The following is a 13,528-nucleotide window of genomic DNA, read 5'->3' on the forward strand; positions in this document are numbered from 1 at the left end:
CTACAAGAACTGAATGCTTCCTTGGCCAAGGAATATTCAGTCTTGTTCCGCACTACATATCTACATATTACGATATGTATATTTATTGGTTTCATATATCGATATTTTGCGATATTTAAATATATAAGGAGTGGAATTATGAAGAATGCTTGGAAAATATACTTGCTGGCTATCGTGAGTTTTTTAGTAGGGACATCGGAATACATCATCTCGGGGATCTTGGACAAAATCGCGGATTCCCTCGGCATCACCATTACGGCCGCGGGCCAGCTGATTACGATTTTCTCGCTGGTGTACGCCGTTCTGACCCCGGTGTTGATGGCGCTGACCGCGAAGCTGGAACGCCAGCGGCTGCTGGTTTATTCGCTCGGACTGTTTGTTGTTGCGAATCTATTGTCGTTCGCGCTTCCCGGCTATGTTCCCTTTGTCATTGCCCGCATCATTATGGCGATGGGGGCAGGGATGGTGGTCGTCACCGCGCTCGGCATCGCCGCCCGCATCGCACCGCAGGGCAAGCAGGCAAGCTCCATTGCCACGGTTGTCATGGGCTTTACCGCTTCGCTCATTATCGGTGTCCCGCTCGGGCGCGTGACAGCCGCCGCTTTCGGCTGGAAGTCGGTGTTCGGCCTGATTGCCGTTCTGGGTATCGTAGCGATGGTTGTCTTATATAAAGCGATTCCGAAAATTCAAGGCGATGCTCCGGTTCCGCTGCTTCAGCAATTTGCACTGCTTCGAAAGCCGAAAGTGGCGCTCGGTTTGGGAATAACCTTCTTCTGGCTTGGGGGATATTCCGTAGCTTATACGTATCTTTCCCCTTATCTTCTAAGCGTCAGCGGCTTGGGCGAACAATGGATCAGCGCAGCGCTGTTCGCTTTCGGCATTGCGAGCCTGGTCGGGTCGAAATTCGGCGGATACAGCACCGACCGGTGGGGAGTTCCCTTGACCCTTACCTTCGGAATGATCATCCACATTCTTGCGTTAGCCATGCTTTCGGTCACGAACGCATCCGCCGCAGCGTTTCCAGTGTTCGCCATGCTGATATTATGGTCTTTGTCCGCCTGGTCGTCCGGTCCGACACAGCAGTTCAACCTGGTCCAGCTGGAGCCGGAAGCATCCGGAGTCATGCTGGGACTGAACCAGTCGGTGATGCAGCTGTCCATGGCTGCGGGGGCCGGACTCGGCGGTATTGCCGTCAATAGCATATCCCTATCATCAATCACATGGCTTGGGGCAGCGGGTGTTGCGATTGCTGTGGGGCTGGCACTGGTGCTGTTCCGTATCGGGAAGCAGGGGAAGGAGGCCGGACAGACGGTCGTATCTTCCTGATCTTAAGGCTTATTCGCCGATTCCGTCTGCTGCGGTTTCGTGGTATACATCCTCCTCTTCGGCGCGATTTGACGCTCTAAATGGGTCCAAGGTATGATAGGATCAATAGAAAGCGAAAATTTGGCTCCAACTTTGCGGAGGAGGAAATACGTTTGGCTAGACTAAAAGACATTGCCGAGCGGGTCGGGGTATCCATATCCACGGTCTCGCGGGCAATCAGCAACGATACAAGCCGTCCGGTCAGCGAAGACACCAAGCAGAGAATCAGGGAGGCGGCGCTTGAGCTGGGGTATAAGCTTCAGGAACCGATGCAGACTGCACGTGATAATGGAACGGAGATCAAGCGAATCGTCTGTATCGTTCCTCAGCTTCTGATGGATGACCATCCTTATTTCTCGAAGGTTCTTGCAGGCTTCCATGAAAAAATGGAGGAGCTCGGACAGCCGCCGGCCATCGTTCGCACCTGCGAGGAGGTTAGCGATGCAGAACGGCTGCGGCTGATGCTGAAGGAGACCGGGGCCCAGGGCTTGGTTGCGATCAGCTGGTATGACCAGGAATTGTTTGAGCTCATCCAGCAGGAAGGCGTCGCGATTATGGGGGTAAGCTTAAACGATGAAAGCTTGACCGTCCCGGTGGTGGATTGCGACCGGGTGCTGTCCGCCAGATCCGCGGTGCGCCACTTGATTGATCAAGGGCACAAGCGGATCGCTTTTATCGGGGGACCTGCCTATTCCAATCAAATGGAGAGCGAGGAGCGGTATGTCGGCTACAAATTCGCGATCCTTGAAGCGAATCTGGAGCTTCGGAAGGACTGGATCATGAACACGGGCTGGAACGTGGATCGAAGCTTCAGTCACATGAATGATTTATTGGGCAAGCTTCCGAAGGAGGAATGGCCGACAGCGGTATTTTGCGCGAGCGACATGCTGGCGATTCCGGCCATGCGGGCGGTGATTGAGAACGGCGGCACCATCCCGGGGGACATTGCGATTGTCGGCATGGACAATATCGATGTAGCGCAGTATACGACCCCGCCGCTCACGTCCGTTTCGGTGCCGAAGCATGAAATCGGCAGAGTCGCCGCGAAATCCATCGTCGATTACTTGGACGGACATTTCCCGACCGCCACGAAAATACTGCTGCCCTGTTCTCTGATCATTCGGGAGTCCTCCAGATTGAATCGAAATTAATAGTTTGGCGTGTCCAATTCGATCACGAGTAGAAAATAGGCGTAAAAATAGCAGCCGCAAGCTTGCAAAGCTTGCGGCTGTTTTTGCGCTGTTTTTGTAGTGTTTCTTTCTGCTTTTGTATTGCTTTTCAGCTGTTTTTGTGATGTTTTTGCGCCAAAATTCCAAGAATAACACCAAAATTAGTCCAAAAAATTGTTTGACAATTACGATACGGCTATATTATCATGGGAAAAAAATCAAAGGTTTTTGGATGTTTTTGATCATGTTTTGGATTTACCCAGCACCTTCCTCTATAGAACTCATTTTGTCTTGTCTTCGTTTATTTTGCTTGTATAACAAGCTTTTATATATACGAGTCACCGTCCCTAAATATCTCGTCTAACCCCATTATTCTAGAAACTGCCTGCTTAAAGAGGTCCAAATTATCATCCAAATGATATCTTTTAATTTGAGTCTATATCCAAAAAGGATTAAACCCCATGTCACATGGGTTTAATGCATAGATAGCTTCATGGTTGCCAATGTGGCACAACGAACAAACCAAAAGGGGGAAGATGGTGGATCTCATTTTCGAAAAAGCATTATCGTATGCAGGGAGGGGAAACCTTCATTTTTTTAATTACAAAATTGCAAGCGCTCTCATTTCGGGGGCAGTCTACACCGATTCTTCGTCCCCCTACTATTTCTCAATGAGGTGATGCTAAATTGGCCAACACGTCGCTGCAGTCTCCAGCCATCGCGGCAACTGAAACGAAACGCAGCCGCTATAAGTGGAACCGGATTTGGCGTAATTGGCAGCTGTACGTCCTGATCTCTCCGGTCATTGCCTACTACATCCTGTTCCAGTATGTGCCGATGTACGGAATCCAGATTGCATTTAAGGATTTTATTGCAACCCAAGGGATTTGGGGCAGCCCCTGGGTCGGACTCGACCATTTCGAACGGTTTTTCAACGGCTATTATTTCTGGCGCCTGATGAAGAATACGCTCGGAATCGGGCTGTACAGCCTGGCCGTCGGATTCCCGGTGCCGATCATTTTGGCGCTGCTCATGAATGAGATACGTGCCGAGAAATTCAAGCGATTCGTACAGACGATAACCTACGCACCGCATTTCCTGTCGATCGTCGTGGTCGTCGGGATGATGATGATTTTCCTGTCGCCGCGCTACGGCATCCTCAATCATTTTATTGAGATGTTCGGCGGCAAGGCGATTAATTTCATGACTGAGCCGGGCTGGTTCAAAACACTGTACGTGCTGTCCGATGTTTGGCAGACCATGGGATGGAGCTCCATTATTTATTTGGCTGCGCTCGCCGGCATCGACAACCAGCTGCATGAAGCCGCGAGGGTGGACGGGGCTACACGGCTCCAGCGGATCTGGCATATTAACATTCCCGGCATCATGCCGACGATCATCATTTTGCTGATATTGAACATCGGAAGCATCATGAGCATCGGCTTTGAGAAGGTGCTGCTGATGCAGAACAATTTGAACATGGAGAGCTCCGACATTATTGCCACCTACGTGTACCGGATGGGGATCCAGAATGCCGAATACAGCTTCTCGGCCGCCGTCGGATTGTTTAATTCCGTCATCAACTTCGTGCTGTTGGTTGTCGTGAACTTTATCTCCAGACGCGTGAGCGAAACAAGTCTTTGGTAGGGGAGGGCGCTTTAGTATCATGCAAATCGAATCCAGGGGAGACCGCATCTTCAACATCATTAATTACACGATCCTGATCCTCGTCACGCTCATTGTCCTGTACCCGCTGCTGTTCGTGCTAAGCGCATCCTTCAGCGATCCGCAGACGGTTCTTCGGGGCGAAATGCTGCTGTGGCCAAAAGGCTTCAATCTGAACTCCTATGTCAAAATATTTCAAAATCAGGATATCATCAGCGGCTTTACCAACACGCTGATCTACACCTCGCTCGGGACGCTCATCAACCTGACAATGACGATTCTTGCGGCTTATCCGCTGTCGCGGAAGGACTTTGTCGGGCGCAATGCGATCATGGCACTGCTCGTTTTCACGATGTTTTTCAGCGGCGGGCTGATCCCGACCTATCTGCTCATCAAGAACCTGGGCATGCTGAATTCACTTTGGGTCATGATCATACCGAACGCCGTATCCATCTGGAACATCATCATTATGCGAACCTTCTTCCAGCAGTCCATTCCGAACGAGCTGCAGGAGGCGGCGACCATCGACGGCTGCTCGAATATCAAAATTTTGACCCGGATCATCCTGCCGCTGTCGATGCCGATCATTGCCGTAACCATTTTGTTCTATGCGGTCGGACACTGGAATGCGTTCTTCAACGCACTCTTGTACTTATCGGATAAGGAGAAATTTCCGCTGCAGCTCATCCTGCGCGAAATTCTCATTCAAGGTCAAACGAATGACATGGTGAAGATGTCGACCGAGTCGGCAATCAAGCAGCAACGGGAAGTGGAAGGCATCAAGTATGCGGTTCTCGTTGTCGCGAATTTACCGGTGCTCGCGCTCTACCCGTTTCTGCAGCGGTACTTCGTGAAAGGCGTCATGATCGGAGCCATCAAAGGATAATTCCTTGCATGGATAAATAAATGGATGATGAGAAAAAGGGAGGATGAAGGATGAAGCTGAAGAAATGGGGAGGTCTTCTGCTGACCTGCGTATTGTCGGTATCGCTGGCGGCCGGCTGCGGCCCGAACAATCCGGGAGGGTCGAAGGAAGGGGAAACGCCGGGCGAAACAGCCGCCAATTTGAATCAGACGGGGTTTCCGATCGTGAACGAGCCGATTACGGTGACCGGCTTTGCCGGAAAGTTCTTTGCCAACGCGGATTGGAACAATATCAAGCTTTGGAAGGAGTACGAAAAAACGACCAACATCAAGGTCCAGTGGGACACGGTGCATAAAGACAATTTGGCGGAAAAACGGAATCTGCTCCTCGCCGGCGGCGATTATCCGGAAATGTTCTACGCTTCGGCGTTCCCGCGGGCAGACCTGCTGAAATACGGCAAGCAGGGGGCGTTTATACCGCTGAATGATCTTATCGATCAGTACGCGCCGAACTTTAAGGCCCTCATGGAGAAGTATCCGATCATCGAGAAAGGGATTACGATGCCGGACGGCAATATTTACGGCCTGCCGACGCTGTATGATCCGGAATTCAAATCCGTGCTGTACGGCACGCCGTGGGTGAAGTCGGAATGGCTGACCAAGCTCGGATTATCCGAGCCGCAAACGCTCGATGATTTTTACAATATGCTGAAGGCGTTTAAAGAGAACGATCCGAACGGAAACGGCCAGAAGGATGAAATCGCCTGGGGCGGCGTCGGAGCGGCGGGCATCGTGAATTATTTGCGCGGTTCGTTCGGTCTCAACAATCACGGAACGTCGAATATATACGTCGACTCGGATCCTGAATCCGGAAAGGTCCGGTTCATTCCGACCGATCCGCGGTATAAAGAGCTCCTGCAGTACGTAAACAAGCTGTACAAGGACGGCCTGCTGGAGCAGGACATCATGTCCGTGAAGAGCACCGAGGTGGATGCGAAGGGCGTGGAAGGCCTGCTTGGCGTCGTGGATAATGTGGACCCGGTCGCCATCTATAACCAGGAAGGTTATGTGGGCCTGCCGGTGCTGAAGGGACCGCATGGAGATCAGATGTACACCGCAACCGGATCACCGCTCGGCAATATCGGCATGTTCGTCCTCACGGATAAAGCGAAACATCCGGAAGCCATGATCCGCTGGATGGATTACTTCTACAGCGATGAAGGCATCAGGCTGTTCTTTATGGGGTGGAAAGACGAGACGTATAAGGAAGATGCGGACGGTAACGTGGATTACGTCGACGAAATCAAGAACAACCCGGACGGGCTGAATCTGGACCAGGCGGTCGGACAATATTTGATCTGGCCGGGCGGCTACTATCCGGGCTTCGTGACGCAGAAGTATTTTAAAGGGGCGGAAGGGCTTCCGACCTCCGTGGAAAATGCGAAAAAAGCGGAGCCTCACGTTATCCCGCAGGACAAAATATGGCCGCCGTTCAACTTTACGGCCGATGAGCAGTCCGAGCTTACCGGCATTCAGACGGACATTACCACCTACGTGGATGAAATGAGGGATAAATTCATTTCAGGCAACGAGTCCTTTGACAATTGGGACCAATATGTCGCCAATCTGCAGAAAATGGGACTCGACCGCTATCTCGCCATTTACGAGTCGGCGGCGGAACGCTACAACCAATAAACAAGATGTTCATACAACTGTGAATGTGTGTGTGAATGCAAAGGAGCGACTTGACATGACACAACTAAAAGCAATCCTGATCGGAGCAGGCGCCCGCGGCGCCGGGGGCTATGCCCCGTATGCGCTGGATTACCCGCATGAGCTGACCTTCGTCGCCGTGGCCGAGGCGGATCCCGTGCGCAGACTCCGGTTCGCCGAGAATCACGGTATCCCGCCGGAACGATGCTATGAATCCTGGGAGCCGCTGCTGGCGGAACCCCGGCTTGCCGATATCGCGGTTATCTGCACGCAGGACCGGATGCATTACGGACCGACGATGCAGGCGCTGAAGCAGAAGTATCATGTGCTGCTGGAGAAGCCGATGTCTCCGGATCCGAAGGAGTGTCTGGAGATGGAGCAGGCGGCAAGGGAGAACGACCGGCTGCTGACCATTTGCCACGTTCTTCGGTATACCCCGTTTTGGAGCACGATCAAGCGCGTGATTCAGCAGGGGACGATCGGGGAGATCGCTTCGATCCAGCTGAACGAGAACGTGGGGTATTGGCATATCGCTCACAGCTTTGTGCGCGGAAACTGGAATAACTCTGACAAGGCGAGCCCGATGATTTTGGCCAAATCCTGTCATGATATGGATGTGCTGTCTTGGCTGATGGACCGGCCCTGCACGCAGGTTACGTCCTTCGGCTCCCTGATGCATTTTCGCGAGGATCAGGCGCCGGAAGGATCGGCTGACCGCTGTCTGGACTGCAAGGTAGAATCCACATGTCCTTACTCGGCCCCCCGGTTCTATTTGAGTGATCAGTACAAGGGATGGGCAGGGCATTTTACGCATGAGCTGACCAAGGCGAATATCATTCAAGGCCTTCGCGATACCGACTACGGACGCTGTGTCTACCGGAGCGACAATAATGTGGTCGATCACCAGGTCGTCAATATGGAGTTTGAGGGCGGGGCCACCGCCATGTTCAGCATGTGCGGGTTCACCTACGAGCAGGAACGCCGAATCCAGATCATGGGGACGCGCGGGGAGCTTCGCGGCGAGGAAGGAACCATCACGGTGTACGACTTTTTGACCGGACAGAAGACGGAAATCTCCATCCCTTCCCAGGCAAGCGGCCACGGCGGCGGCGACAGCGGGATCGTGGCGAGTTTCCTGCAAGAGGTAAGAGGCTATAGCGGCCAGGAGAGCCTGACATCGGCCAGCGCCTCCGTCCGGAGTCATCTCATTGCCTTTGCGGCGGAGGAATCCCGCCTGAACCACGGAAAGTCCATCAACCTGAACGAATATGCGCGGGAGCTGATGGCGCAGGAGTCTGCGTCGAAGTAAAGCTGCGATTGCGACAATAAGCGGGTGGAGTAGTAACGGTAAAGTAAAATATGGGTGGAAGCAAACGTATGGAGGCAAACGTCAATCGTAGGGGATAACAGTAATTGAAGTAATGCGAGTGGAATCAAATGAGTGGGATAGAAAATGATTGAAACGACAGGTGGATTCATAGATACTTGATTGAGTAGATGGATTAGTTGGAATGTTTGATGTTGAATGGATTAGTCAGATTGGATTGATCAGTTAGATTGGATCGATTAGTTGGATTAGTTGGAATGTTTGATTGAGTAAATGGATTAGTTGGATTAGTAGGTTAGTGGAAGGAATGGTTAGATTGGGAGTATAGATTAATTTATTTTTAATATCTCATGATATGAAAAATTCGAAATAAGGTAGATGGAGCGCAGCACCCAAGGTAGTGCTGCTGAGGGCCAGCAACAAGAGGGACTTGTGCGCCCTGAAGTGGCGCCCACAAGTGAGTAGCAAGTCCCGAAAAGGGACTTGTGCGCCCCGAAGAGGCGCCCAAGCTAGCAGCAAGTCCCGAAAAGGGACTTGTGAAGCCCAACGAGGCGCCCAAGCGAGCAGCAAGTCCCGAAAAGGGACTTGTGAAGCCCAACGAGACGCCCAAGCGAGCAGCAAGTCCCGTAAAGGGACTTGTGCGCCCTGAAGTGGCGCACAAGCGAGCAGCAAGTCCCGAAAAGGGACTTGTGAGGCCCGAAGAGACGCCCAAGCGAGCAGCAAGTCCCGTAAAGGGACTTGTGAGGCCCGAAGAGACGCCCAAGCGAGCAGCAAGTCCCGAAAAGGGACTTGTGAGGCCCGAAGAGACGCCCAAGCTAGCAGCAAGTCCCGAAAAGGGACTTGTGAAGCCCAACGAGGCGCCCAAGCGAGCAACAAGTCCCGAAAAGGGACTTGCGAGGCCCGAAGAGGCGCCCAAGCCAGCAGCAAGTCCCTAAAAAGGACTTGCGAGCCCCAAGTGGCGCCCAAGCGAGCTGAATCCCGGCAACCGGATTCGGCTCGTTTTTCTGTGCATAATGGCGGCTCTGTTCCATACATTGGCACGGAGTCGCAGCCCATAGCATCAATGCGGCTCAAGCCGAATCCGATTGCTTTTTTGATTTTTTGGGCAGCATTTTACGCAAGCCGTGCAAGATGAGCAGCACCAATGGGAAAAGAAAGCCGACGGTGATCGTATATGGAACCCAAATGGTTGCGTCCCATTGCAGCTTGAACGGAACGTTGGGATAAATGAAGACGGAAACGGCGGCCAGAATCCACCCGAGCGGCATGACCAGCGGCTGATAGTTTTTAATATGGAAGACTTGGCTGATGCCGATCGCAATGGCATAAAAATAAAGCGAGATCCGAAAAAACAACGTGATAAACCACATAACCGCCATAACAGCTTCAATGCGCTGAAGAAAATTTCCAATATTGATTTTCTTGGCCAGCATATAACTGGGATACATATTTCTAGCTGTAATGTCCGGACCCAGGACTAAAATCGATAGCCCAATAATCAAGAATAGCGCGGCAGCACCAACCAAGCTTCCGATATATACGGCTTTGTAGGCTTCCGCCGATCGGTTGACGGCTCCTGGAAAGATGACCATCAACACGATGTGAGGCAGGAAGGCAATGCTGACGAAAGAGAGTGCGGCCGGGAAGATAGGGCTGATCCCCGATTCAAGAATGGGTGTCGCATGCTCCCAATGAATCTCCGACAGTAATAAAATGCTCATCGACAGAAACAGGAGCAGGAACCATGGAAACAGCATTTCCGCCGCACGGGCCAGCACCTCCAACCCCAAGCGCACGCCCAGCACAGCCAGAGCACCGAAGAGGAAAATGATGGCTTGAATCGGGGTTTCCGGCAGCATCTGGATGGTCATGAAGATGCCGATTTCGTGCAATACCGTGGCAGGACCGCCTAGGAACAACGTAAGCAAAAGCAGAAGATTGACCGTTTTGCCGATCCATTTCCCAAACAGCTTCTCGGTCCATTGCATCAAATTTGCTTCCGGGTGCTTTCTGAACAATTGCAGCTGCACCGCCAAGATGATGAATCCGAGACCGCTCCCCGCCAGACAGGCGATCCACGCATCTTGTTTAGCAATGGAGGCCATTCCCGATGGTACGATGAGAATCGCGCTGCCGATCGTATACAAAGCGGTTAAAATGCTGACCTGGCGCAACGAAATTTTTACTACATGCATCTTTTACCGCTCCTTTTCCTATTGAATCAAACCGAACATTGAGAGCCAATGACTGAACGGTTTGAACACGATCGTTATCAGCGACACTGGGGTAGGGATATCATTGAAGATCGTCTGAGCCAGGCTAATGCCTATGCCAATCACCAAGAATGCAATAAACCCCCAGATTTCCCTGTATTCTTGTTCCCGAAGCATTCTCGGCAGTTCAAGCCAGACGATTACGGCGGCAGATACTGCAATTATCGCAATATTTAGCATGGTCCAGCCTCATTCCTTAATATCATTGAGAAAAGTATCATTGGTCGTGCCAGTTCGCCGGATTTTGTAATCCACATGGATATTGGTCTTCAGGTTGGGGAAATATCGTTCATTCCACGTTTTCTCCATCTCTTTCCATTCTCTCGGATGCGAACGGCGAAAGGCTTCTCCGAAGCCGAATATGTCGACTTTAAACTTCGATTGCACTTTATCGACAACAGACTCCAAGCTTCGTTTTAAGTTTTCTTCCATTTCAGCTTCCAGTTCCCTCACGGTCGCGGGCTCAGACAGATCCAAGCCGCTGCACTCCACGGCTCCGATATTCCCCTCCATATTAATCCGGATGTCCATTTCGGGACGAGATTCGACGATTCTTCCCTTCAGCTTACTGTCGGTTCTCAGCGTCTCGATGATAATCTTTCCTTCATTCTTGCAGGGGATAAAGCTTACAGAGCTTTTAACGTCCCCGCTTATTAGTCGATAATTTCTGCTATCCTTTTCGTTTAACCATCCGATCAGCTTGTCGAGTTTGAAAACGGCGAGCCCCGAATATTTCAATTGACCTGGAGTGTCGATGTTTTCCACATTCTTTCTCGTTCTCCCGATATCTCGATCCCCAGTTATGATCAGTCCTGTAAGCACGGGATGCTTTCCGCTGCTGGTGAGGTCGTTGATCAATTCATCCAGTGTGACAGTCATGCTTGCTGACCAAGCCTTCTCGGAGGTCTGAAGAGATTCATAAAGTTTATTGGCAGGGATCGTTTCCATTTGAGTCATAATTTTCAGGGTTTCCTCTGCCGTTGCCCCTCTGGTAATAACAAGGTAGAAATCCGGTCTGAATTCGTGATCCCTGGATAACAGGTCAAGCACTTTGGCAATTCCCTCCCTTGCCATCGCCTCGTCCATCAGAAACATCCGCAAATGGGAAAAATAAATTTTTCGCGGGCTAACCTGCGTCATCCTTCGAGAAGCTTCAAAGATCGTATCGCCTTCAGCCGTATACAAAGTAGCAGGAGCTTGGGGCCCTCCGCTTTTTTTCGAGGTGACCTGTCCGGGAATTGCGACCTGGACGGTTAAACGGTAGCGGTCATCAACCCAGTCAACCCCTGCGGCAACCGCGATGGCCAATTCATTCAATTCTCTGCGGTTCCAGCAACCGCTCAGAAGAAGAGTGACGACGATATGTAAGAGAATCAACGCCAATATCCGTTTCATTGGATTTCCCTCGCTTTCCCGCTGGTCTCAATCTGTCTATTCTCTCGATTTCCGGGGTGGCGTACGTTTCCTGCGCTTGTAATTGGTCTGATTGATCAATCGGGGGCGGCTTGATAACAACCAGTGCGGCAAACGGAAGATCGAATCTTTTTGCCCCTCCGGAATTAACGGTGCGAAAGGGGACATATACGGGACTCCGAACGACCGCAGGCTGCATAAATGGAGGACAATCGCGATGACCCCGACTAAAATGCCGAACAGCCCGAAGGATCCGGCAAGCGCCATCAGCGGAAACCGGAGCATCCGAAAAGCAATGGACATGTTAAAGGACGGCACCACAAAGCTGGAAATGGCCGTTATAGCAACAACGATGACCATCGCCGGAGAGATGATCCCAGCTTCAACCGCAGCTTGCCCGATGACCAGCGTCCCGACGATGGATATTGCCGAGCCGATATTTTTCGGCAGCCGTACCCCCGCTTCCCTCAGAATCTCGAAGGTTAGTTCCATAAGGACGGCCTCGACGAACGCAGGAAACGGGACTTGCTCCCGCTGACCGGCCAATCCGAATATAAGCCGCGTCGGCAGCATTTCCTGATGAAAAGTAGTAATGGCTATATAGAGAGAAGGCCCAAGCAAAGAAATGAAGATGCTCAGGTAACGCAGCAAACGCAGGAAAGAACTGATATCCGCACGCTGGTAGTAATCCTCCGCCGCATGCAGGAACGAAACAAAAAGTGCCGGAACGACCAGAACAAACGGGGTTCCGTCCACGAGAATGGCGATTTTTCCTTCCAGCAGCTCGGCCGCGATCACATCGGGACGCTCGGTATTATAAACCGTGGGGAATGGGGACAGGGTCTTGTCCTGGATCAGCTCCTCGATATAACCGCTCTCCAAAATGCTGTCCACGTCGATTCGATCAAGCCGGGTGCGGACCTCCTCGACAATCTTGTCATTGGCAATGCCATGAATGTACATGATGGCAACATCGGTTTGGGTAATTCGACCGATCTGCTTCGTTTCCATCCACAGATTCGGATCCTTGATCTTTCGGCGGATCAAGGCCGTGTTGGTTCGCAGCGACTCCGAGAAGGATTCGCGTGGACCGCGGACGACATTTTCCGCCGAGGTTTCCATGACCCCGCGGTCCTTCCAACCCCGGGTGCCTGCCGCGATCCCCCGATCCAAGCCGTCAATCAGAAAAATCGTGTCTCCTGACAATAGAGCATGGAACAGCTTTTTATAATCGGTTATCGTCTGGATCTCATGATTGACGAGAGAGACTTTTTCTAATATTTTTTGCCCGTCGAAAGGCTGCGAATATTCGTTATCTTCCTTTACGAGGGATTTTGTAATGTCCGCCACGACCATCATGACGGATTCCGAGATGACTTTTTGGTCGGCCAAGCCGTCCGTATAGAGGATCGCCATATAATGTTTTTCCTCTTCATCAAGCGGAATTTCCCTGATCACGATATCGGTGCTGTTGCCGAGGGTGGTTCGGATATGCTCCAGGCTGCTTGTGATATCTGGTTTTAAAGCATCGGTATCATTCGTCGATGAGTTGGCCGGTGGGATTTCCTTGGTAGTGTTTTTGCTGGAATGGCCGGTTCTTCTTCGATACCGCATGGGAATATCCTTCCTCTCACAGATGCTATTCCCACATTATTACCGAAGAAAACATGCTGTAAACTTACGTCAAGGCGGGCAAAATGAGCCCGGCATCCTCATGATGAAAACGACAAAAAACCAGG

10 protein-coding genes are annotated in these 13,528 nt (G+C 51.5%); 6 read left to right on the top strand and 4 right to left on the bottom strand.

Annotation, left to right across the window (positions count from 1 at the left end; all coding sequences use genetic code 11):
• Positions 1-138: 138 nt before the first annotated feature.
• The 6 genes from NSQ46_RS08210 to NSQ46_RS08235 all read left to right on the top strand — a co-directional run bounded on the left by NSQ46_RS08210 (position 139) and on the right by NSQ46_RS08235 (position 8,085).
• Complete coding sequence (locus NSQ46_RS08210) at positions 139-1,326, top strand: MFS transporter (protein ID WP_342576618.1); 1,188 nt, start codon at positions 139-141, stop codon at positions 1,324-1,326.
• Between the two features lie 152 nt (positions 1,327-1,478).
• The gene (locus tag NSQ46_RS08215) at positions 1,479-2,516 is read left to right on the top strand and encodes a LacI family DNA-binding transcriptional regulator (RefSeq protein WP_342576619.1); all 1,038 of its coding nucleotides are present in this window, start codon (positions 1,479-1,481) and stop codon (positions 2,514-2,516) included.
• A 705-nt stretch (positions 2,517-3,221) separates the two neighbouring features.
• Complete coding sequence (locus NSQ46_RS08220; protein ID WP_341342297.1) at positions 3,222-4,181, top strand: ABC transporter permease subunit; 960 nt, start codon at positions 3,222-3,224, stop codon at positions 4,179-4,181.
• Positions 4,182-4,200: 19 nt separating this feature from the next.
• Positions 4,201-5,085: a carbohydrate ABC transporter permease gene (locus NSQ46_RS08225; protein ID WP_007127539.1), complete on the top strand. Its 885-nt coding sequence runs from the start codon at positions 4,201-4,203 to the stop codon at positions 5,083-5,085.
• Between the two features lie 50 nt (positions 5,086-5,135).
• Positions 5,136-6,758: an extracellular solute-binding protein gene (locus NSQ46_RS08230; protein WP_007127540.1), complete on the top strand. Its 1,623-nt coding sequence runs from the start codon at positions 5,136-5,138 to the stop codon at positions 6,756-6,758.
• 55 nt (positions 6,759-6,813) lie between these two features.
• Entirely contained in the window at positions 6,814-8,085 is a 1,272-nt protein-coding gene (locus NSQ46_RS08235; RefSeq protein WP_007127541.1) for a Gfo/Idh/MocA family oxidoreductase, read from the top strand.
• Between the two features lie 1,088 nt (positions 8,086-9,173).
• Here NSQ46_RS08235 and NSQ46_RS08240 read toward each other — a convergent pair.
• Genes NSQ46_RS08240 through NSQ46_RS08255 form a run of 4 tightly spaced genes read right to left on the bottom strand, consistent with a single transcriptional unit; the run spans position 9,174 to position 13,403 of the window.
• Positions 9,174-10,298 (bottom strand): endospore germination permease, encoded by a 1,125-nt coding sequence (locus NSQ46_RS08240; RefSeq protein ID WP_007127543.1) that lies wholly within the window; start codon positions 10,296-10,298, stop codon positions 9,174-9,176.
• Positions 10,299-10,316: 18 nt separating this feature from the next.
• The gene (locus NSQ46_RS08245) at positions 10,317-10,556 is read right to left on the bottom strand and encodes a hypothetical protein (protein WP_007127544.1); all 240 of its coding nucleotides are present in this window, start codon (positions 10,554-10,556) and stop codon (positions 10,317-10,319) included.
• 9 nt (positions 10,557-10,565) lie between these two features.
• The gene (locus NSQ46_RS08250; RefSeq protein WP_007127545.1) at positions 10,566-11,771 is read right to left on the bottom strand and encodes a Ger(x)C family spore germination protein; all 1,206 of its coding nucleotides are present in this window, start codon (positions 11,769-11,771) and stop codon (positions 10,566-10,568) included.
• Between the two features lie 36 nt (positions 11,772-11,807).
• Complete coding sequence (locus NSQ46_RS08255) at positions 11,808-13,403, bottom strand: spore germination protein (RefSeq protein WP_210095005.1); 1,596 nt, start codon at positions 13,401-13,403, stop codon at positions 11,808-11,810.
• Positions 13,404-13,528: the final 125 nt, after the last annotated feature.

The sequence above is a fragment of the Paenibacillus sp. FSL M8-0142 genome (assembly GCF_038597315.1).
GTDB lineage: Bacteria > Bacillota > Bacilli > Paenibacillales > Paenibacillaceae > Paenibacillus_AQ > Paenibacillus_AQ lactis.

Bases quoted from the DNA above. Each gene is read 5' to 3' on its own strand.
- NSQ46_RS08210 (WP_342576618.1), top strand. From the start codon at position 139: ATGAAGAATGCTTGGAAAATATACTTGCTGGCTATCGTGAGTTTTTTA.
- NSQ46_RS08225 (WP_007127539.1), top strand. From the start codon at position 4,201: ATGCAAATCGAATCCAGGGGAGACCGCATCTTCAACATCATTAATTAC.
- NSQ46_RS08230 (WP_007127540.1), top strand. From the start codon at position 5,136: ATGAAGCTGAAGAAATGGGGAGGTCTTCTGCTGACCTGCGTATTGTCG.
- NSQ46_RS08235 (WP_007127541.1), top strand. From the start codon at position 6,814: ATGACACAACTAAAAGCAATCCTGATCGGAGCAGGCGCCCGCGGCGCC.
- NSQ46_RS08240 (WP_007127543.1), bottom strand. From the start codon at position 10,298: ATGCATGTAGTAAAAATTTCGTTGCGCCAGGTCAGCATTTTAACCGCT.
- NSQ46_RS08245 (WP_007127544.1), bottom strand. From the start codon at position 10,556: ATGCTAAATATTGCGATAATTGCAGTATCTGCCGCCGTAATCGTCTGG.
- NSQ46_RS08250 (WP_007127545.1), bottom strand. From the start codon at position 11,771: ATGAAACGGATATTGGCGTTGATTCTCTTACATATCGTCGTCACTCTT.
- NSQ46_RS08255 (WP_210095005.1), bottom strand. From the start codon at position 13,403: ATGCGGTATCGAAGAAGAACCGGCCATTCCAGCAAAAACACTACCAAG.